The following is a 19,611-nucleotide window of genomic DNA, read 5'->3' on the forward strand; positions in this document are numbered from 1 at the left end:
TTTTATTTGCTTTAACACGCACATGCACTTAATCAGTCGTCTATAAGAGGCTATTGGTGCATGTCAGTCTTGTTTGGCTAATAATATTGCTCATTGTCTGAGTCGACATAGACTTCAATTTTTTGCCGGGAATCATCGATATGGGTTCGAAAATGGATGGGATTACAGCAGACCCGGCAATCATCGTAGTAGTCCTGATCCCCACAACTGATATCTAGGTTGATATGTTGATGATGTCCACAGTGGGGACAACAGATCACTTTATCAAAAATTTTCATCCGTCGGCTCCTGTATATCCGGTTGCGCTGCGACCGCCATCGATGGCGATCACCTGGCCATTAAGGTAAGGACTGTCTAGGATGAAGCATACCGTATTGGCGATATCCTTGGGCCCGCCAGCTCTCTGTAGAGGAATAGCCTGGGTGACCTTGGCGATAGCGGCTTGATCGCTCTTGGATGGCCAGAGTATCGCACCGGGCGATATCCCATTGACCCTTATCTTAGGCGCTAATTCTTGTGCCAGGGCGCGAGTCGCCATCTGTAGTCCTGCCTTAGATATAGAGTATAGCCCATGGTGTTTTAAGGGGCGCTCGCCGTGAATATCGACTAGGTTGATGACGCAGCCTTGGTTGCTCGCCAGGTTATCGCCAAGGGCCGTGGCTAACAGATAGGGGGAGAGCAGATTAAGGTTTAACAGCCGCTGGCTAGACGACCAGTCACTCAGGTTATTGTCTGGCGTAAATAAAGAAGCGTTGTTAACTAAAACCCCAAGCGGGAGTCGATGGACGTTAATGTGCCGAATGAGTGTGTCTATACCCGGTTCATCGGCGAGATCCGCCTTTACAGTCTGGCAAGAGTTAGCCCGAACAAGGTTTAGTTTCTCTGCAAGGGAAATGGCCTCGACCTCGGAGCCATTATAGTGCAGCACAATGTTAAACCCTTTGTCGTGCAGGGCTAATACAATCGCCTGACCGATACGTTTTGCGCCGCCGGTTACCAGTGCCCATTTGGTCATTGTCATTCCATTTTCTTAGTAGTGTTTAAACAGGATCTTGGATGACTTTTCCTCACATGGCAATAGTATGATGCCGTTAAGCAACAGCATTGCCCCTTAAGGTGACAAGACGAATAAGCATCTAAAATATCAAGGCGTTTAGGTTAGTTTTTATACCTAACGACTCTGACTTGCTAACAAGGCTTGCTCTGTGCCTTGCTGCGGCAGCTCGGCGTGTAGCGCCTTGAGCCGTTTATCGAGTTCAAGCGCGATCTCGGCTTCCAGTTGACTGACATTGAGGGGTAATGGTGGCGATTGTTTTATTATCTCTTGTCCTACTATCTGCTGTCCTACTGGTCGCTTTTCTAGGGTTTGCGTTTCTGTGAGCGGCGTAGCTGTCTCAAGCATAGAAGCGCCTGGTGTACCGTCATTGGGGTACAAAGGCTGATACAAGAGGGCGGTTAATAGAATAAGCTTCATCATGGTTGGGCTCCTTAGTGAGTTAGCCTTAACGATATGGCGGCTAGAGTAGGGAGCGTCCATGACTGTTAAATGACATACAGATGGATAATTGGTGACAGCTCCCATCGCGTGCGCTTCACATTGCATACTAGTCTCTAATTTAAGCCTTAGCAGTGGCCTTAAGCCTTGCGATTTACCTTATGCAGCCCTAGAATGACAGGCCTGCGCTGAAGTAGATCAAAACTCCGGTAATGTTTTGCGCTTCAGTTGCTTAAATTTTTCTCAATATGACCAAGTGGCCCTACGTAGGGGTCACCACTGGATAAGGATAATACATGCCTGTAATTACACTTCCCGATGGCAGCAAGCGCGAGTTTGCTAACGCCGTTTCTACCCTGGATGTCGCCGCGGACATAGGTCCTGGTCTCGCAAAAGCCTGTATCGCAGGCCGCGTCAATGGCGAGCTAAAAGATGCTTGCGATCTGATTGAGACTGATACCGAACTGGCAATCATCACCGCAAAAGACGATGAAGGGTTAGAGATCTTACGTCACTCTTGTGCTCACCTCTTGGGTCACGCCATTAAGCAGATGTGGCCTGAGACCAAGATGGCCATCGGCCCGGTGATCGATAATGGTTTCTACTATGACGTTGATCTCGACCACAAGCTAACCGAGGAAGATGTAGCCGAGCTAGAAAAGCGCATGCTGGCATTGGCTAAGACAAACTATGACGTGGTGAAGCGCGTCGTGAGCTGGCAAGAAGCCCGCGATACCTTTGAGTCACGCGGTGAAAGCTACAAGATGGCAATCTTGGATGAGAACATCAGCAAAGACGATCAGCCAGCGCTCTATCATCACGAAGAATATACCGACATGTGTCGTGGTCCCCATGTGCCTAACATGAAATTCTGTCATCATTTTAAATTGATGAGTGTGGCCGGCGCCTACTGGCGTGGTAACTCAGATAACAAGATGCTGCAGCGTATCTATGGTACAGCTTGGGCAGATAAGAAGGCCCTTAAGGCGCATCTGACTCGCCTTGAAGAGGCGGCTAAGCGCGACCATCGTAAGATAGGTAAGCAGCTTGACCTTTACCATATGCAGGAAGAAGCGCCAGGTATGGTGTTCTGGCACAACGATGGTTGGAGCCTGTTCCTCGAGCTTGAGAAGTTCATTCGTCAGAAACTGGGTCAGTACACCTATCAAGAGGTGAAAGGCCCCTTGATGATGGATCGTGTATTGTGGGAGCGCAGTGGTCACTGGGATAAGTACTCCGAGGCGATGTTCACTACTCACTCTGAAAACCGTGAGTATGCCGTTAAGCCGATGAACTGCCCGGGTCACGTGCAGATCTTTAACCAAGGCCTCAAGTCGTATCGCGATCTGCCACTGCGTATGGCCGAGTTTGGTTGCTGTCACCGTAACGAGCCGTCGGGCTCTCTACATGGCTTGATGCGCGTTCGTGGCTTTACCCAGGATGATGCCCATATCTTCTGTACCGAAGAGCAGGTTCAGCAAGAGGTTAGCGGTTGTATCAAGATGGTATACGACACCTACGCGACCTTTGGCTTCCACGATATCGTGGTGAAACTCTCTACCCGCCCAGAGAAGCGTATCGGTGACGATGCCATGTGGGACAGGGCAGAGCAGGCGTTGATGGACGCACTAAAAGCCAACGATATCGAGTATGAAATCCTTCCGGGTGAAGGTGCCTTCTATGGTCCTAAGATCGAATTCACACTTCATGACTGTTTAGACAGGGCGTGGCAGTGCGGCACAGTGCAGCTTGACTATGCACTGCCTGGACGTCTTGGCGCAACCTATGTTGCCGAAGACAATAGCCGTCAGACGCCTGTGATGATCCACCGTGCTATCTTGGGCTCACTGGAGCGTTTCCTGGGTATCCTGATTGAGGAATACGCTGGCAAGTTCCCAACCTGGTTGGCGCCAGTTCAAGCTGTTGTGATGAATATTACAGATAAACAGTCTGAATATGTTGACGAAGTGGTCAAATTATTTAAAGATCAGGGAATTCGTGCCTCGAAAGACTTGAGGAATGAAAAGATTGGCTTTAAAATACGCGAACACACCCTAAGGCGTGTTCCCTATCTATTGGTCGTGGGCGATCAAGAGATGGAAAATAGGGAAGTCGCGGTGCGAACCAGAGATGGTGTTGACCTAGGTAAGATCAAAATCGATCAATTTGCCGCCATGGTCAAAGAACAGATTTCGCTCCGTAGTCTAAATTTGTTGGAGGAATAGGTCATAAAGATCAAGAAAACAGACGTGCGTAAAGCAGCGGCGAATAGAATTAACGAGCTCATTGTTGGCGTTTCAGAAGTACGCCTTAATGGTTTAGACGGTGAAACTATCGGCATTGTAAGTCTGCGCGAAGCGCAAGAACTTGCAGATGAAGCCGGCGTAGATCTCGTAGAGATCAGCCCAAACGCAGAGCCGCCTGTATGTCGCATAATGGACTACGGAAAGTATCTTTTTGATAAGGCTAAGGCCCAAAAAGAGCAAAAGAAGAAGCAGAAACAGATACAGGTGAAGGAAATAAAATTCCGTCCCGGTACTGACGAAAACGACTATCAGGTAAAACTACGCAACCTGAAGCGTTTTCTAGAAGACGGCGACAAGGCGAAAGTAACGCTGCGTTTCCGTGGTCGCGAGATGGCTCACCAGAGTCTTGGTATGAATCTTTTGAATCGTATTAAAGACGACCTGGCTGAGATAGCAATCGTGGAGGCTTTTCCAAAAATGGAAGGTCGCCAGGCTGTGATGGTGCTCGCGCCGAAAAAGAAATAGTAAGGCAAATTTAAAAGTAGCAGAGACCTCTCTGAGGGACTCTGCTCGCCTTGCGTTTTATTAATTTCCCAATGCGGAGTTTTAGCAATGCCTAAAATGAAAACAGACAAGGGTGTACAAAAGCGTTTTAAGAAAACCGCTAACGGTTTTAAGCGCAAGCAAGCCCATTTACGTCATATTTTGACCAAGAAGAGCACTAAGCGTAAACGTCACTTACGTGCTAAATGTTTAGTTGCGAAGTCTGATGTGCCAGCAATTGCACGTCAACTACCATACGCTTAATTAGAGGAGTAAAGAACAATGCCTAGAGTTAAGCGTGGTGTAACCGCTCGTGCTCGTCACAAGAAAGTACTAAAACTAGCTAAAGGTTATTACGGAGCTCGCTCACGTACTTACCGTGTTGCTAAGCAAGCAGTAACCAAAGCTGGTCAATATGCTTACCGTGACCGTCGTCAGAAGAAGCGTCAATTCCGTCAACTGTGGATTGCACGTATCAATGCGGCTTCTCGTCAAAATGGTCTGTCTTACAGCCGTTTCATCAACGGTCTGAAAAAGGCGTCTATCGAAATCGATCGTAAGATTTTGGCAGACATCGCTGTATTCGACAAAGTGGTTTTCGCCACTCTAGTTGAAAAGGCAAAAGAAGCTCTAGCTAAGTAATTAGTGAGCTTTGCTTTGAAAGGGACCTCAGGGTCCCTTTTTTTGTGCCCGATCATCGCAAATTTATTTATACCAATCGTAATAAACAATTGATCATTCTAGCTTGTTAAAACGCTCGATAACTGTATTAGTATTTTTAATTGTAGAATAACTACTTATCTAAAAATCCTGCTTGGTTCTCAAGCGTTTTTCCTGCGCTATTTCTGAGCACATATTTACTGTGATTGGTATTACTCGATCATAAATACAAAAAAAAAGCAGGCGCTAGGCCTGCTTTTTTATGAAGGGTAACACGCTTTATTGTGCGTCTAAGAAACGCTCTGCGTCTAGGGCCGCCATACAGCCGGTACCGGCAGAGGTGATCGCCTGACGGTAATGTTGGTCCATCACGTCGCCAGCGGCGAACACACCAGGAATGCTGGTTTGGGTAGCGTTGCCGCCAAGACCGCTCTGCACCTTGATGTAGCCATTGTTCATTTCCAGCTGGCCTTCAAACATCTGAGTGTTTGGCTTGTGGCCGATGGCGACGAATACGCCCATCACATCAAATTCGGTAATGCTTTCATCTTTGGTGCTCTTGATCTTCACACCGGTCACACCCATGTTGTCACCAACGACTTCATCTAAGGTACTGTCAAGGTGCAGTACTATGTTGCCATTAGCAACTTTGTCCATCAGACGCTTCGTGAGGATCTTTTCAGAGCGGAAGCTGTCGCGGCGATGGATCAGGTGAACTTCTGATGCGATGTTGCTCAGATAAAGTGCTTCTTCAACGGCCGTGTTACCACCACCGATCACGGCAACTTTCTGGTTGCGGTAGAAGAATCCATCACAGGTGGCACAGGCCGATACGCCTTTCCCCTTGAAGGCCTCTTCTGACTCAAGGCCCAGGTACATGGCCGATGCACCGGTAGAGATGATCAGTGCATCACAAGTGTACTCACCACTGTCACCTTTAAGTTGGAAAGGGCGCTCTTGCAGGTTCACTTCGTTGATGTGGTCGAAGATGATCTCTGTTTCGAATTTCTCGGCATGCTTCTGCATACGCTCCATCAAAGCCGGACCTGTGAGGTCGTCGGCGTCGCCTGGCCAGTTTTCGACTTCAGTTGTGGTCGTCAGCTGACCACCTTGCTGCATACCCGTGATCAAAACAGGCTTTAGGTTTGCTCTGGCAGCATAAACAGCGGCGGTGTACCCAGCAGGGCCCGAACCCAAAATTAATAAGTTACAGTGTCTAGCTTGGCTCATCTTTTTCTCCGTGCCTTTAGCGAATTGCAGCGATTGTAGGGAATTTCCCCTAAGGGGTAAAGGCAATCTTTTAGATTGTCCTAATCGAAAAAGGGAGCCATTGGCTCCCTTTGTTTACACCCTTTGGTTGATTAAGCGAGTAGTACGCTTGGATCAACAAACTCGAAGTTGAGGGCCTCGGCAACTTCTTTACAGGTTACCTTGCCGTGCATTACGTTCAAGCCGTTTAGCAGGTGCTTGTCTTGACGCAGTGCTTCACGGTAGCCCATGTCGGCCAATTTGATGATGTAAGGCAGTGTCGCGTTGTTTAGCGCGAAGGTAGAGGTACGTGCAACCGCGCCAGGCATGTTAGCCACGCAGTAGTGTACTACTTCATCAACGATATAAGTTGGGTCTTGGTGAGTGGTTGCATGAGAAGTTTCGACACAACCACCTTGGTCGATGGCGACGTCAACGATGGCGCTGCCTGGCTTCATACGCTTAATGTGATCTTTGGTCACTAGTTTAGGCGCTGCGGCGCCAGGTACCAGTACGCCACCGATCACTAGGTCGGCTTCCAGCACGTGCTTCTCGATAGCGTCGGCTGTCGAGTAAATAGCCTTGACGCGGTTGTCGAACTGAACATTCAGACGACGTAGTGCATCGATGCTGCGATCTAGGATAACCACATCGGCGCCGAGACCTACGGCCATCTGCGCCGCGTTGGTTCCTACCATGCCGCCACCGATGATGACCACTTTGGCTGGCTCAACACCCGGAACGCCACCAAGTAGCATGCCACGGCCGCCCTTAGATTTTTCTAGTGCCATCGCACCGGCTTGGATCGACATGCGACCGGCAACTTCTGACATAGGGGCCAGTAGTGGCAGACCGCCACGGGCATCGGTAACGGTTTCATAGGCGATACACACCGCACCGCTCTTAATAAGATCTTCTGTTTGTGGCAGATCGGGGGCAAGATGAAGATAAGTGAACAGCAACTGATCTTCACGCAACATGGCACGCTCGACCGCTTGAGGTTCTTTAACCTTAACGATCATGTCTGCTTTAGCAAACACTTCAGCTGCAGTGTCTAAGATTGATGCGCCTACATCGACATAGTCCTGGTCGCTAAAACCGATCCCAACACCTGCATTCTTCTCTACAAATACTTCATGACCTTTTAGGGTCAATTCGCGGACACTTGACGGCACCATACCAACACGATATTCGTGGTTTTTGATTTCTTTAGGTACACCAATTATCATCTTCGAGCCTCAAATTGAATAAAAACCCATTTATTCTGGGTTGAATTGTTATTTTATAGGTCCTGAACGTGATTGTTTCAGGGAAATCTAGTATAGTATCACTTCGGCAGTTAATGCTGCTGAACTTTTGACATACGTAGCAGTAAATGTTGTTTTAGTGATAAAGCAAGGTTATAAATATGGTTAATAATAAAAAGAGTCCTATAAAAGACTTAGATCGGATCGATCGTAACATCCTTAACGAGTTGCAAATCGACGGCCGCATTTCCAATGTTGAGTTGTCAAAGCGTGTAGGGCTGAGCCCCACTCCCTGTTTAGAGAGAGTTAAAAGACTCGAAAAGCAAGGTTACATCAATGGATATACTGCGCTAGTAAATCCCCATTACCTTGGGGCGTCATTACTTGTGTTCGTAGAAATCACGCTAAATCGCGATACTGCAGAAGTATTTGATAAGTTTAATCGTGCCGTACAGCTGCTTGATGATATTCAAGAATGTCATCTGGTGTCTGGCGACTTCGACTATTTATTGAAGACCCGTGTTTCTGACATGTCTGCCTATCGTCGCTTGTTAGGTGAAACTCTACTTAAGTTGCCCGCTGTTTCTGATACTCGTACCTACGTTGTGATGGAAGAAGTCAAGCAGACCAATAGAGTTGCAATCAATGTAACGCTTGAGTCTTAAAAACGATTTATGTCGTAAAAAAGGAGCCGTAAAGGCTCCTTTTTTTTCATCTCGAATAGTTTTTCACCAATGATAGGCTTTTACCTCGCTATTGTGCTGTATAGGCAGGTAAAACGCTGCATGGCGCGAATTATTTTGATATCTTAGGCTCACCTTTTTTGTTTTTGCTTTGTGGGTTGTCTTTTGTCTAAGGGAAATAGTGTCAAAACACTCAGCGGTCTGCAGCGTCTGCTCGAAGGCGGACTCATCTTCTGCTGCATGGTCGCCACCTATATTCTGCTTGCACTGAGTAGCTTCCATTCGTCTGATCCGGGATGGAGTCAGTCTAATTTTGAAGGCGAGATTAAAAACGTTACCGGTGCAGTAGGCGCCTGGCTCGCCGATGTGCTTTTCTATTTCTTTGGTTACACGGCCTACCTTATTCCTATCATAGTGGCGGTGACCGGCTGGTTGCTGTTTAAACGTATTCATCGCCTGTTGGAGATAGATTATTTTTCCGTGGGTTTAAGGCTGATCGGCTTCCTACTGATCACTTTTAGCCTGGCATCTTTGGCAAGCATGAATGCCAATGATATTTACGAGTTCTCTGCGGGCGGTGTCTCGGGTGATGTGATCGCCGATGCCATGCTTCCCTATTTTAATCAGCTGGGTACCACACTGCTGCTACTCTGTTTCGTCGGAGCCGGCTTTACGCTCCTGACCGGCGTCAGTTGGTTAACCGTGGTCGAAATGGTGGGCTTTGCCACCATCTGGTGTTTGAAGCAGCTTAAACATGTTCCCGAGAAATTCTCGAGTGCGCCAGAAACAGATGATACCAAGGGGTTCATGTCGGTATTTGACCGATATAAGGAGTCTCGTCGTCAAAAGGCTTTGGCTAAGGCTGAAGAAAACACCTATGAGGACGACCAGGATGATTACGATGATGAATATGACGAGGATGAGGCTCAAGAAGCTTCTTCTCGTGACCGGGTTAAGGAGCCAAGCTTCAACCTGCCAACGGTAAAACCTGCTGCCGAGGTAGAAGCGCAAGACCCTGCTCTGAGCTTTAGTGCTCAGGATGATGAAGTCTCGATAGACTTCGATGCCAAGCACTCAACTGGCGCCGTGCTGCCCAAGAAACTGCCTAAAAATCAGAAAGTCGAGCAGGCTAAGATAGTCGATGGCATAGTCGTGCTACCCGGTGGGGAAGAGGCGCAGCCTAAGAAACCAGTGGCGCCGCTGCCGGATATTTCACTGCTCGATGTGCCCAATCGTAAGACTAACCCTATCAGCCAGGAAGAACTTGACCAGGTGGCGCGGCTGGTCGAGGTTAAACTGGCCGATTTTAACATTGTGGCCAAGGTGGTGGGCGTCTTCCCAGGTCCTGTGGTTACCCGTTTCGAGCTAGAACTCGCACCTGGTGTGAAGGCTTCTAAGATCACTAACTTATCTAAAGATTTGGCGCGTTCGCTGCTTGCCGAAAGCGTACGTGTAGTCGAGGTTATCCCGGGTAAGGCCTATGTGGGTCTTGAGATCCCTAACAAGTTCCGCGAAACCGTGTTCATGCGCGACGTGCTCGGCAGCGAAGCCTTCGAGCATAGTCAGTCTCATCTGAGCATGGTACTGGGTCAAGATATCTCAGGCGAGCCCGTGGTCGTCGACCTTGGCAAGATGCCGCACCTCCTGGTGGCCGGTACCACAGGTTCGGGTAAGTCTGTGGGGGTTAACGTGATGATCACCAGCCTGCTGTATAAGTCAGGGCCGGACGATGTACGTTTCATCATGATCGACCCTAAGATGCTGGAGCTTTCGGTGTACGAAGGGATCCCGCATCTGCTCTGTGAGGTGGTAACCGACATGAAAGAGGCGGCCAACTCGCTGCGCTGGTGCGTCGGTGAGATGGAGCGGCGTTATAAGCTGATGTCGGCACTCGGGGTGCGTAACCTCAAGGGCTATAACGCCAAGATCAAGGAAGCCAAGGAGCGCGGTGAGGTGATCACAGATCCGCTGTGGCGCTCACAAGACAGCATGGAAGAGCAGGCGCCAGAGCTGGATAAGCTGCCGTCAATCGTGGTGGTTGTCGACGAATTTGCCGACATGATGATGATCGTGGGTAAGAAGGTGGAAGAGTTGATCGCCCGTATCGCGCAGAAGGCGCGTGCGGCCGGTATTCACCTTATCTTGGCGACCCAGCGTCCGTCGGTCGATGTGATCACAGGTTTAATCAAGGCGAACATCCCGACCCGTATGGCGTTTCAGGTGTCTTCTCGTATTGACTCTCGCACCATTCTCGATCAGCAGGGCGCCGAGACCCTCCTCGGTATGGGTGACATGCTCTACCTGCCGCCGGGAACCAGTGTGCCTATTCGTGTTCACGGCGCCTTTATCGATGACCATGAGGTGCATGCTGTGGTGGCCGACTGGCACAGTCGCGGCAAGCCGCAATATATCGATGAGATCTTGCAGGGCTCGGCAGAAGGTGAACAGGTGTTGCTGCCGGGTGAAGCCGCGGAGAATGATGAAGAGATGGACTCTCTCTACGATGAGGCGGTGGCCTTTGTTACCGAGACCCGTCGCGGCTCTATCTCCAGCGTGCAGCGTAAGTTTAAGATTGGCTATAACCGGGCCGCTCGCATCATCGAACAGATGGAGATGCAAGGTGTCGTCAGTTCACAGGGACACAATGGTAACCGTGAGGTGCTTGCGCCGCCACCGCCGAAAGATTATTAAGCTCTCGTTAATCATTCTCGTGACACACTTGCGGGAATAACCCTAGTTAATAGCGAGTGCTTTGAAATGAAAGGATTTGTAATGCTAAAACCCTTATCTCAGTTTGTCTGTGCCTTGCCGCTGGTGATGGCGGCATCCTGTTACGCCGACGATGCCGCGGCATTAAAGGACGCGCTGGCGCAGCTCGACAACCTCAAGGCAAATTTTAGCCAGCAGGTGACAGACGTAAACAACAAGGTGATTCAACAAGGCTCTGGTGCCTTTGCCTTGGCGGTGCCAAATCAGTTTTACTGGCATCTGACTCAGCCAGATGAATCGCTTATCGTTGCCGATGGTCGGGACGTATGGATCTATAATCCATTCGCCGAAGAGGTCTCTGTTTTAGACTTTAATCAAGCCATCGATGCCTCACCGATCGCGCTGCTGGTTCATCGAGACGAGGCGACCTGGCAGGATTACCGAGTAGAGCGCCAGGACGATTGCTACCAGATAGCGCCTAAGGCCGTCGATGCCAGCGTGACTGTGGTCGAAGTCTGCTTTAAGGATAAGCAACTCGAGGTGATGAAGCTGACCGATCAGCAGGGTAATCTTAGCGTCTTTAATCTGTCAGCCCAGGCGCCATTGATGGACGCCGATGCCAAGCTGTTTCAGTTTACCGTTCCCGAAGGCGTCGATATTGACGATCAGCGCCTTAAGGCATTGGATTAAGCTTTAGAATAAGCCATTTGAATAAGTCATTAGATAAGGCCATTTGTGTCTAGCTTAAGTTTCGATTTCGCGCCCGATTTTCGTCCGCTCGCCGCCAGAATGCGGCCGGAAACCCTGGCACAATATATAGGTCAGGATCATCTGTTGGGTGAGGGTAAGCCCCTACGCCTGGCGCTAGAGGCGGGTAGAGCCCACTCCATGATGTTCTGGGGGCCGCCGGGCACAGGCAAGACCACGCTAGCCGAGTTGGTCGCCCATTATGCCAATGCCCATGTAGAGCGTATCTCTGCGGTCACCTCCGGGGTGAAAGAGATCCGCGCCGCCATCGAACATGCCAAAAGCGTGGCCCAGTCCCGCGGCCAGCGAACCTTGCTGTTTGTCGATGAGGTGCATAGATTCAACAAGAGTCAGCAAGATGCCTTTTTGCCCTTTATCGAAGATGGCACTGTCATTTTCATCGGCGCCACCACTGAAAATCCGTCGTTTGAGATCAATAACGCGCTGCTTTCTCGCGCCAGAGTCTATCTGATCAAGCGGTTGCAAGACGCCGAGATCATCAAGATAGTACGTCAGGCGCTAGAAGATGATGCCCGTGGCTTGGGTAAGCGACAGCTAAGTATGCCAGATGAGGTCGCCGAGAAACTGGCTAAGCTGTGTGACGGCGATGCACGCAAGGCACTAAACCTTATCGAACTGATGAGCGACATGCTGCCGGATGGCGGCGAGTTTACTGCCCAGATGCTCATCGAGGTGGCGGGACAGCAGCTGGCCGGATTCGATAAGAATGGCGATCAGTATTACGACCTTATCTCCGCCGTGCATAAGTCAATTCGTGGCTCGGCTCCGGATGCGGCGCTGTACTGGTATTGCCGTATGCTCGAAGGAGGCTGCGACCCGCTTTATGTTGCTCGTCGCTTGCTGGCCATCGCCTCTGAAGACATAGGTAACGCAGACCCTGTTGCCATGTCGGTGGCGGTCAACGCCTGGGAGTGCTTTCATCGGGTAGGTCCGGCCGAAGGGGAGCGAGCTATCGCACAGGCCGTGGTCTATCTCGCCTGCGCGCCCAAGAGTAACGCCGTTTACACCGCCTTCAAAGCGGCGCGCCAGTTGGCAAGGGAAACCGGTAGTCAGCCAGTGCCGAACCATCTGCGTAATGCGCCGACTCAGTTGATGGCCGACATCGGCCTTGGCGAGGGTTATCGTTACGCCCACGATGAGCCTAATCATTATGCCAGCGGCGAGTGCTATTTCCCCGAGGCGCTGGCAGGTACACAGTTTTACCACCCTAGTGAGCATGGTTTTGAGAAGCGTATCAAGACCAAGCTCGCTACCTTGGCGGAAATGGATAGGGCAAGTGAGGTGAAACGCTATGAATAATCTCATTTTTGTAGCCTTGGGTGGCTCTATTGGTGCCGTATTTCGTTATCTTATTTCAATATTCATGATTCAGGTGTTTGGCTCTTCTTTTCCTTTTGGTACACTCATGGTCAATGTGATCGGCTCCTTCCTGATGGGCGTGATCTATGCCCTAGGTGAAGCGAGTCAGGTCAGTCCTGAAATTAAAGCATTAGTAGGTGTTGGGTTGTTAGGAGCACTTACGACGTTTTCAACTTTTTCGAACGAAACCCTGTTATTGATGCAGCAGGGCGCCTGGTTGAAAGCATTTACAAATATCGCTCTGAACCTATGTCTATGTTTATTCATGGTTTACTTAGGACAGCAGTTGGTTTTTTCTCGCATTTAACTATTAAGAAACTAAAAACATGTTAGATCCCAAATTTTTACGTACTGAATTAGAAGCGACCGCCGAGCGTCTCGCCACCCGTGGTTTTATCCTGGATGTGGATCGTCTCAGCAAGTTAGAGGAAAAGCGTAAGTCACTGCAGGTGGCTACAGAAGAGCTGCAAGCGTCCCGTAATGCGATCTCCAAGTCTATCGGCCAGGCCAAGGCTAAGGGCGAAGATGTTGCCCCTATCATGGCGAAAGTGGGCGATCTTGGCGCAGAGTTAGACAGCAAGAAGGCCGAACTCAGCCAGCTACTCGAAGAGCTTAACGCCATCGCCATGAGCGTACCTAACTTGCCGGACGAGTCGGCACCTATTGGTGCGGACGAGAACGATAACGTTGAGATCCGCCGTTGGGGTGAGCCTAAGCAGTTTGATTTCGAAGTGAAAGATCATGTGGATCTGGGTGAGCAACACGCTGGTCTTGATTTCAAGAGTGCGGTAAAGATCACTGGCTCGCGTTTCATCGTGATGAAGGGACAGATCGCCCGTATGCACCGTGCGCTAACCCAATTCATGCTGGATCTACACACCACAGAGCACGGCTACACTGAAACATACGTGCCGCTGCTGGTTAACGAAGACAGCCTACTGGGCACGGGTCAGCTGCCTAAGTTTGGTGAAGATCTGTTCCACACTAAGCCCGCCACCGAAGAAGGTCAGGGCCTTAGCCTGATCCCGACCGCCGAGGTGCCGCTGACAAACCTGGCTCGCGATACCATTATCGACGAAGATGAGCTGCCGATTAAGATGACGGCCCACACGGCGTGTTTCCGCAGTGAGGCGGGCTCATACGGTCGCGATACACGCGGTCTTATCCGTCAGCACCAGTTCGACAAGGTAGAGTTAGTGCAGTTGGTAAAGCCAGAAGAGTCTATGGCGGCGCTCGAGAGCCTGACACAACACGCGGAAACTGTGCTGCAACGCCTAGGCCTGCCATACCGCACAGTAGTGCTCTGTACAGGTGACATGGGCTTTGGCGCGGCTAAGACCTTCGACATCGAGGTCTGGCTGCCGGCGCAGAACACCTACCGTGAGATCTCATCTTGCAGCAACATGCAGGATTTCCAGGCGCGTCGCATGCAAGCGCGTTACAAGGCCAAATCTGCCAAGAAGCCGGCGCTGCTGCACACACTGAACGGTTCAGGTCTGGCAGTCGGCCGTACCTTGGTGGCCGTGCTGGAGAACTATCAGAATGCCGATGGTTCAATCACAGTACCTGAGGCGCTACGTCCATACATGGGCGGCCTGACTCAAATAGGCTAACGCGATAAAGAGATAGTGTGAAACATGGATAACGGTGGGCGCTATTTTCAGTGGCTGACCTATGTCGTCATTATCTGTATCTTCGCCGCAGTAATGTTAGCAACATTTGGGAAAGCGATTATGTTAGTGATGAAAAATCTCTAACCATAAAAAAACCTTCGCAGTAGCGAAGGTTTTTTTTTATCTTTAAGGCTAGTCTATGAGACAGGTTTTAAGTCGCTCGCTTAGATGCATTTTGCTGGCTTTGGCAGGCCAGCAATCTTGGTCGCCTGTTTGGCCGGACCGAGCGGGAAGAGGGTGTAGAGATATTTAGAGTTACCCTTTTCGGTGCCGAGTTTCTGGCCGATGGCCTTGACCAGCACACGAATGGCAGGGCTCGTCTTAAACTCCATATAAAATTCGCGCACGAAGTGCACCACTTCCCAATGGGCGGGGGTGAGGGTGATATCTTCTTCGGCGGCGATAATCACGGCAAGTTCTTCATTCCAGTCTCCGACGTTTTTCAAGTAGCCCTGGGGATCGGTCGGGATCTGACTATCCCCATACATTATGAAATTTACCAAGTGATCACCTTAGCGTGAGTTAACGAGTATTGGACAAATTCTGCCTGACTTAGCTGCTGGTAATGGCCTAACCTTGCTTGCAGGCCTCTGGCTTCAACATCTTGCTCGAGTAGGCAGACCTTAGTGTGATGCAGTGCTTCTTGCCATTTTCGCAGCAGCAGGGCGTTAATGCCATCGCCAATCAACAAGAGCGTGTCTTGTGGCTGAATATAGCGAAGGCAGGTGGCAAGGGCGTTATCTTGTACCGCCGAGTATTGAACGACATGCAGTATCATCAGTAGACAAAGACCTCATCGGCTTGGGTTAACAGCTCACCTATCTCTTTTGGCGTTTTGACATCGAGTGGAATCGCCAGTGCCGACTCATCCAGTTGAAAGTCTGCTAGGCTCTGCTGGCAGGCATAGACAGACTCAATATCATATAACGGCAAGGCTTTAAAGGCCGCGAGGAAGTCTTTGGCGCCTATGGTTTCCGGTGCCTGCTGTGGGATCAGATTGAGCACGCCCTCATCGGCGAAGATAAGGCTGACCTCCTGCTCGAAACTGGCACTGAGCAGCGCAAAATCCAGTCCTTCCCGGCCCTTGGCGCTGCCATGGGGAGCGTGTCTGAAGATAATGGTGATCTTTTTCATCATTTTTCCAAAAAGCGAATGCTTAACATCTGGCGTTTAAAAACAGATCACGCGATCGGCTTGCTCTATGCCGGTCACGAGTTCGCCCAGCCCACCCATCTGAAAGGGGGGCTCGAGATTCCAGTGTTGTAACTGATTTTCCGCCGATTCGGCCGCAGATAACACGCCACGGCGCAGCGCAGCCGAGACGCAGTTCACCAAGGGGACCTTGTGCGTCTGTCCCAACTCTCGCCAGGCTTGGTAGAGGGCAAATTCATCTGAGGCCGGCGATTGAAGATGATTGGTCGACAATACGCCGTCTTGATAGAAGAAGACCTTGAGCACTTCATGGCCGGCGTCGATGGCAGCTTGGGTAAACTGTAGCGCCTGATAGCTGCTACCCTGGCCGTATCCCGCCTGATTGACTTGAATGATGAGCTTACTCATTAACCTTTACTTATTGTCCTGACGCATAGGCGCCTATTCTGGGCGCTATTCTAGCGTTTTTTTATCACGATCCCAAACGTCTAGCGAATACGACTGAGGTTTGGGCAAATATCATCATGCACTTGGGCATAAAAAAGCCCGCCGATAGGGCGGGCCTTTTAAATGTCTAAACAGTTTAATCGTCGCTTCCGGCACCTAACAGATGCAGAATCGAGATAAACAGGTTCAAGAAATCCAGATACAGGGCGACAGTCGCGCGTATGTAGTTGGTTTCACCGCCATTTACGATGCGGCTGGTATCAAACAGGATAAAGCCTGTCATCAACAGGGCGATACCTGCGTTGAGGGCCATGAATACCGCGCCGCTACCGATGAAGATGTTGGCGATACCTGCAACGATGGCAATGACCAAACCGGCGAGCAGGAAGCCACGCATGAAAGAGAAGTCTTTCTTGGTGGTGATGGCATAGCCGCTCAGGGTAACGAACACTACGGCAGTCAAGCCTAAGGCCTGCATGATGAGCTGAGGACCGTTGGCCATGCCGGCGTAATGATTAAGCATGTAGCCAAGCGAGGCACCTTCCATACCCGTAAAGGCAAATACCCAAAACAGCCCCGCGGCCGACTCGGCCTTTCTCAGGGTGACAAATAACAGGATGAAACCACCGATCGAGAGACCGATAGACATGAGAGGACTGATTTGCAACACCATTGCCAGCCCCGCACACAGCGCGGAGAAGCCCAGTGTCATCGAGAGTAGCAGATAGGTATTTTTAAGCAGCTTATTCACTTCTTGTGTCGAAGCATGGCTTGCATATAGTGTTTCTTGCGTCATCTTTATCTCCAGTGACTATCACTAACTTGATGGTTTATTTGAGTCAAATCGATTGCAAGAGTTCCATTTCATGAACCGGATTTAACTTGTTTTACAGGCTTATTATCATAACCGAGCCAAGGGGAGGGTGAAAGCCCATCTGCTTGATTGTCGGTTAATTAAACCAGTCACGCTGTAGTTTTTCACTATCACCCAGATAATCGAGCACCCAGGCCATGGCAGGTGACATGTTGGCGTCATTCCAGGCCAGGCAACAGGGGCTAGGCGCCTTGGGGCGTTCTAGCTCTTTCTCTATCAGTGCACCGGCCTGCACGAAGGGAGTGGCGAAGTGCTTTGGCATGTAGCCTATGCCCAGTCCTTCGCGGAAACAGTTGATGGCACGGATCCAGTCAGGCACTACCAGACGACGCTGATTATCCAGCAGCCAGGTCATGCGTTTGGGGATCTCGCGCGAGGTGTCTTCCAGACAGATAGAGGGATAGGTGCGCAGCTCATCGTCGAGCAAGGGGCGATCTATGGCCGCCAAGGGATGATGCTTACTCACCAGAAAGGTCCATTCGATATCGCCCATATCCTTAAAACGATAGTCGCCACCTACAGGTATAGCTGTGGTTGCTCCGATGGCGATGTCACTACGGCCGGTGGCAATGGCCTCCCATACGCCGTTAAAGACCTCGATACGTATGATGAGTTCGACATTATCGAAATGGCGATAGAAATCGGCGATCAGGTTACTTATCTTATCGGCGCGCACTATGTTATCCAGTGCAATGGAGAGCGTGGGTTGCCAGCCGTTGGCGACTCGTTTGGTATCTTCCTTAAGTGATGCCAAGTGGGTCAGCATGGAGCGCACCTGTTTAACGAAGTGTTCGCCAGCCGGGGTGAGGCTTACGCTTCTGTGATGACGCTCAAACAGAATAACCCCCAACTCTTCTTCGACCTGTTTAACGGCATAACTCACGGCAGAAGGCACCTTGTGTAACTTGTTGGCCGCTGCGGTAAAACTACCGACCCTAGCCACCATATCAATTAATTGCATCGACTGTTCTGAAAGCATCTCGAAAAGCTCCTAATTTTGCCGTGAGAATATTTGAAGGCTGTAAGCAAAAATAAACGTTTCACAAGCAATTGGCAAGTCACTAGACTCACCGACTTCTTTGTTTAGTTATAGTGAATCTTCTATTTTTATGAATAAAATCGCTAATTTTTCTTTTCTTATCTATCTGGCACTATTGAGCATGTTGGGCTTTATTGCGACTGACATGTATTTACCTGCTTTCAAAGCAATTGAAACAAGTTTGGATGCAAGCGCAAGTCAGGTCGCCAGCTCACTGACTTTCTTTCTCGCCGGTCTGGCGTTGGGCCAGCTATTGTACGGGCCCTTAGTGCAGGCGATAGGCAAACGATTGAGCCTGATATTGGGGCTTGTTTTGTTCGGCGGCGCCAGCCTGGCGATCGCCAACAGCGACTCGATTGCCATGTTTAATGTGGCGCGTTTCTTTCAGGCCCTGGGCGCCTGTAGTGCATCGGTTATCTGGCAGGCGATAGTTATCGATCGCTACAAGGCCAGCGAAGCGCAACAGGTGTTTAGCAATATCATGCCGCTCGTGGCACTCTCGCCAGCCCTGGCTCCTATCTTGGGTGCCTATCTATTGGAGTGGCAACAGTGGCACAGCATCTTCTTTATTCTGGGCGGCTTAAGCCTGTTGCTTATCCTAGCAACCCTCGTCTGGGTCGATAGAGAAGTACAACTAGTTAGAGCTGAAGCCTCAGGGGGCATGGGTGAAGCCTCCCAGTACAAGGCTATGTCTGAACAAGATGAGAAAGTAGGCCAAGGCCAAGACGTCGCTCGGGTGAGTTACTTGAACATGCTGGCCAGCCCAAGATATCTAGGTAATGTCTTGGTATTTGGTGCCTGTTCGGCGGCTTTCTTCTCCTATCTAACCCTCTGGCCCATCGTCATGGAGCAGCATGGTTATGCGGCCAAGGCGATAGGTTTGAGCTTTATTCCGCAAACCGTGATGTTTATCGTCGGCGGCTACCTGAGTAAGCTGTTTATTCGTCGCTATGGCGCCGAGGTGTCGCTCACCTGGATCCTGTTGCTGTTCGGGGCTTGTGTCGCTGGGATCGCTCTGGTTACCCTATGTTATCCTTCGAATACCATCTGGCCGCTATTGAGTATCTTCTCGGTGATGGCGGCGGCCAACGGCGCCTGTTATCCCATAGTGGTCAATACGGCGCTGCAGGTTTTTAAGCAGGCTTCGGCCAAGGCGGCAGGGCTACAGAACTTTTTGCAGATAAGTATCGCCTTCGGTGCATCCTCCCTGGTAGCCCTATGGGCAAATGCCGGCGAGAAGGCAATAGGTGTAGGCATAGTAGTCAGTGCAATAGGTGTCTTGATAGGTTACCAGGTAAGGGGCTATGACAACTGGCGCACCGTGTTCAGTGCCATCTCTACCCCGGATCCGGCGAAAATCGCGCTACATCAGGAGGAAGATTCGACAAAGTGAGCGTAAGTTCGCCAAATAGATCTTTTAGGGATATTTTCCCTTTACAAGTGAAATAGGGCGCTATATTATTCGCGG

22 protein-coding genes are annotated in these 19,611 nt (G+C 50.2%); 11 read left to right on the forward strand and 11 right to left on the reverse strand.

Going from position 1 to position 19,611, the window contains the following annotated elements; all coding sequences use genetic code 11:
- Positions 1–77 precede the first annotated feature (77 nt).
- From L2731_RS05055 to L2731_RS05065, 3 genes are all read right to left on the reverse strand, one after another.
- Complete coding sequence (locus L2731_RS05055; RefSeq protein WP_249252118.1) at positions 78–278, reverse strand: CPXCG motif-containing cysteine-rich protein; 201 nt, start codon at positions 276–278, stop codon at positions 78–80.
- Entirely contained in the window at positions 275–1,021 is a 747-nt protein-coding gene (locus tag L2731_RS05060; protein ID WP_249252119.1) for an SDR family oxidoreductase, read from the reverse strand. Before L2731_RS05060 ends, L2731_RS05055 begins: the two co-directional genes overlap by 4 nt.
- Positions 1,022–1,171: 150 nt before the next feature.
- Positions 1,172–1,477, reverse strand: coding sequence for a hypothetical protein (locus tag L2731_RS05065; protein WP_249252120.1), 306 nt, complete (start codon positions 1,475–1,477; stop codon positions 1,172–1,174).
- A 314-nt stretch (positions 1,478–1,791) separates the two neighbouring features.
- On the opposite strand from L2731_RS05065, the gene thrS reads away from it, so the two are divergent.
- The 4 genes from thrS to rplT all read left to right on the forward strand — a co-directional run bounded on the left by thrS (position 1,792) and on the right by rplT (position 4,926).
- Positions 1,792–3,720, forward strand: coding sequence for a threonine--tRNA ligase (gene thrS, locus L2731_RS05070; RefSeq protein ID WP_249252121.1), 1,929 nt, complete (start codon positions 1,792–1,794; stop codon positions 3,718–3,720).
- 3 nt (positions 3,721–3,723) lie between these two features.
- Positions 3,724–4,266 (forward strand): translation initiation factor IF-3, encoded by a 543-nt coding sequence (gene infC / locus L2731_RS05075; RefSeq protein WP_041511221.1) that lies wholly within the window; start codon positions 3,724–3,726, stop codon positions 4,264–4,266.
- Positions 4,267–4,353: 87 nt separating this feature from the next.
- A complete protein-coding gene (gene rpmI, locus L2731_RS05080; protein WP_011865828.1) occupies positions 4,354–4,548 on the forward strand; it encodes a 50S ribosomal protein L35 in 195 nt (64 codons plus the stop codon).
- Positions 4,549–4,566: 18 nt separating this feature from the next.
- Entirely contained in the window at positions 4,567–4,926 is a 360-nt protein-coding gene (gene rplT, locus L2731_RS05085) for a 50S ribosomal protein L20 (RefSeq protein WP_011865827.1), read from the forward strand.
- A gap of 297 nt (positions 4,927–5,223) precedes the next feature.
- On the opposite strand, the gene trxB is transcribed toward rplT, so the two are convergent.
- Together trxB and ald are read right to left on the reverse strand one after the other, a co-directional pair.
- On the reverse strand, positions 5,224–6,174 hold the full coding sequence (trxB, locus tag L2731_RS05090) for a thioredoxin-disulfide reductase (protein ID WP_011865826.1): 951 nt from the start codon (positions 6,172–6,174) through the stop codon (positions 5,224–5,226).
- Between the two features lie 131 nt (positions 6,175–6,305).
- The gene (gene ald / locus L2731_RS05095) at positions 6,306–7,421 is read right to left on the reverse strand and encodes an alanine dehydrogenase (RefSeq protein ID WP_041511223.1); all 1,116 of its coding nucleotides are present in this window, start codon (positions 7,419–7,421) and stop codon (positions 6,306–6,308) included.
- 179 nt (positions 7,422–7,600) lie between these two features.
- On the opposite strand from ald, the gene lrp reads away from it, so the two are divergent.
- From lrp to serS, 6 genes are all read left to right on the forward strand, one after another.
- Entirely contained in the window at positions 7,601–8,104 is a 504-nt protein-coding gene (gene lrp / locus L2731_RS05100; protein ID WP_011865823.1) for a leucine-responsive transcriptional regulator Lrp, read from the forward strand.
- Positions 8,105–8,287: 183 nt separating this feature from the next.
- The gene (locus tag L2731_RS05105; protein ID WP_249252122.1) at positions 8,288–10,813 is read left to right on the forward strand and encodes a DNA translocase FtsK; all 2,526 of its coding nucleotides are present in this window, start codon (positions 8,288–8,290) and stop codon (positions 10,811–10,813) included.
- Between the two features lie 81 nt (positions 10,814–10,894).
- Complete coding sequence (lolA, locus tag L2731_RS05110; RefSeq protein WP_249252123.1) at positions 10,895–11,521, forward strand: outer membrane lipoprotein periplasmic chaperone LolA; 627 nt, start codon at positions 10,895–10,897, stop codon at positions 11,519–11,521.
- A 45-nt stretch (positions 11,522–11,566) separates the two neighbouring features.
- Positions 11,567–12,898 (forward strand): replication-associated recombination protein A, encoded by a 1,332-nt coding sequence (locus tag L2731_RS05115; protein ID WP_239850568.1) that lies wholly within the window; start codon positions 11,567–11,569, stop codon positions 12,896–12,898.
- Positions 12,891–13,265 (forward strand): fluoride efflux transporter CrcB, encoded by a 375-nt coding sequence (gene crcB, locus L2731_RS05120; RefSeq protein ID WP_011865819.1) that lies wholly within the window; start codon positions 12,891–12,893, stop codon positions 13,263–13,265. The genes L2731_RS05115 and crcB overlap by 8 nt, the downstream gene beginning before the upstream one ends.
- A gap of 19 nt (positions 13,266–13,284) precedes the next feature.
- A complete protein-coding gene (serS, locus tag L2731_RS05125) occupies positions 13,285–14,571 on the forward strand; it encodes a serine--tRNA ligase (protein WP_041511227.1) in 1,287 nt (428 codons plus the stop codon).
- Positions 14,572–14,795: 224 nt separating this feature from the next.
- On the opposite strand, the gene L2731_RS05130 is transcribed toward serS, so the two are convergent.
- The 6 genes from L2731_RS05130 to punR all read right to left on the reverse strand — a co-directional run bounded on the left by L2731_RS05130 (position 14,796) and on the right by punR (position 18,083).
- Complete coding sequence (locus L2731_RS05130) at positions 14,796–15,119, reverse strand: TusE/DsrC/DsvC family sulfur relay protein (protein WP_415837022.1); 324 nt, start codon at positions 15,117–15,119, stop codon at positions 14,796–14,798.
- Positions 15,120–15,127: 8 nt separating this feature from the next.
- Positions 15,128–15,409 carry a sulfurtransferase complex subunit TusB gene (gene tusB, locus L2731_RS05135; RefSeq protein ID WP_249252125.1) on the reverse strand — a complete coding sequence of 94 codons (282 nt, stop codon included), beginning with the start codon at positions 15,407–15,409 and terminating at the stop codon, positions 15,128–15,130.
- The gene (gene tusC, locus L2731_RS05140) at positions 15,409–15,765 is read right to left on the reverse strand and encodes a sulfurtransferase complex subunit TusC (RefSeq protein ID WP_239850564.1); all 357 of its coding nucleotides are present in this window, start codon (positions 15,763–15,765) and stop codon (positions 15,409–15,411) included. The genes tusB and tusC overlap by 1 nt, the downstream gene beginning before the upstream one ends.
- 36 nt (positions 15,766–15,801) lie before the next feature.
- Complete coding sequence (gene tusD / locus L2731_RS05145; RefSeq protein WP_041511232.1) at positions 15,802–16,191, reverse strand: sulfurtransferase complex subunit TusD; 390 nt, start codon at positions 16,189–16,191, stop codon at positions 15,802–15,804.
- 175 nt (positions 16,192–16,366) lie between these two features.
- Positions 16,367–17,026, reverse strand: coding sequence for a Bax inhibitor-1/YccA family protein (locus tag L2731_RS05150; protein WP_239850563.1), 660 nt, complete (start codon positions 17,024–17,026; stop codon positions 16,367–16,369).
- A gap of 154 nt (positions 17,027–17,180) precedes the next feature.
- The gene (punR, locus tag L2731_RS05155; RefSeq protein ID WP_239885142.1) at positions 17,181–18,083 is read right to left on the reverse strand and encodes a DNA-binding transcriptional activator PunR; all 903 of its coding nucleotides are present in this window, start codon (positions 18,081–18,083) and stop codon (positions 17,181–17,183) included.
- 130 nt (positions 18,084–18,213) lie between these two features.
- On the opposite strand from punR, the gene punC reads away from it, so the two are divergent.
- Complete coding sequence (gene punC / locus L2731_RS05160; RefSeq protein ID WP_249252127.1) at positions 18,214–19,536, forward strand: purine nucleoside transporter PunC; 1,323 nt, start codon at positions 18,214–18,216, stop codon at positions 19,534–19,536.
- Positions 19,537–19,611 lie beyond the last annotated feature (75 nt).

This window comes from Shewanella aquimarina, from assembly GCF_023349185.1.
In the GTDB taxonomy this organism is placed as follows: domain Bacteria; phylum Pseudomonadota; class Gammaproteobacteria; order Enterobacterales; family Shewanellaceae; genus Shewanella; species Shewanella aquimarina.

Bases quoted from the DNA above. Each gene is read 5' to 3' on its own strand.
- tusD (WP_041511232.1), bottom strand. From the start codon at position 16,191: ATGAGTAAGCTCATCATTCAAGTCAATCAGGCGGGATACGGCCAGGGT.
- L2731_RS05055 (WP_249252118.1), bottom strand. From the start codon at position 278: ATGAAAATTTTTGATAAAGTGATCTGTTGTCCCCACTGTGGACATCAT.
- thrS (WP_249252121.1), top strand. From the start codon at position 1,792: ATGCCTGTAATTACACTTCCCGATGGCAGCAAGCGCGAGTTTGCTAAC.
- punC (WP_249252127.1), top strand. From the start codon at position 18,214: ATGAATAAAATCGCTAATTTTTCTTTTCTTATCTATCTGGCACTATTG.
- tusB (WP_249252125.1), bottom strand. From the start codon at position 15,409: ATGATACTGCATGTCGTTCAATACTCGGCGGTACAAGATAACGCCCTT.
- rplT (WP_011865827.1), top strand. From the start codon at position 4,567: ATGCCTAGAGTTAAGCGTGGTGTAACCGCTCGTGCTCGTCACAAGAAA.
- ald (WP_041511223.1), bottom strand. From the start codon at position 7,421: ATGATAATTGGTGTACCTAAAGAAATCAAAAACCACGAATATCGTGTT.
- trxB (WP_011865826.1), bottom strand. From the start codon at position 6,174: ATGAGCCAAGCTAGACACTGTAACTTATTAATTTTGGGTTCGGGCCCT.
- serS (WP_041511227.1), top strand. From the start codon at position 13,285: ATGTTAGATCCCAAATTTTTACGTACTGAATTAGAAGCGACCGCCGAG.
- L2731_RS05150 (WP_239850563.1), bottom strand. From the start codon at position 17,026: ATGACGCAAGAAACACTATATGCAAGCCATGCTTCGACACAAGAAGTG.
- L2731_RS05065 (WP_249252120.1), bottom strand. From the start codon at position 1,477: ATGATGAAGCTTATTCTATTAACCGCCCTCTTGTATCAGCCTTTGTAC.
- tusC (WP_239850564.1), bottom strand. From the start codon at position 15,765: ATGAAAAAGATCACCATTATCTTCAGACACGCTCCCCATGGCAGCGCC.
- rpmI (WP_011865828.1), top strand. From the start codon at position 4,354: ATGCCTAAAATGAAAACAGACAAGGGTGTACAAAAGCGTTTTAAGAAA.
- L2731_RS05060 (WP_249252119.1), bottom strand. From the start codon at position 1,021: ATGACAATGACCAAATGGGCACTGGTAACCGGCGGCGCAAAACGTATC.
- lolA (WP_249252123.1), top strand. From the start codon at position 10,895: ATGCTAAAACCCTTATCTCAGTTTGTCTGTGCCTTGCCGCTGGTGATG.
- punR (WP_239885142.1), bottom strand. From the start codon at position 18,083: ATGCTTTCAGAACAGTCGATGCAATTAATTGATATGGTGGCTAGGGTC.
- crcB (WP_011865819.1), top strand. From the start codon at position 12,891: ATGAATAATCTCATTTTTGTAGCCTTGGGTGGCTCTATTGGTGCCGTA.
- lrp (WP_011865823.1), top strand. From the start codon at position 7,601: ATGGTTAATAATAAAAAGAGTCCTATAAAAGACTTAGATCGGATCGAT.
- L2731_RS05130 (WP_415837022.1), bottom strand. From the start codon at position 15,119: ATGTATGGGGATAGTCAGATCCCGACCGATCCCCAGGGCTACTTGAAA.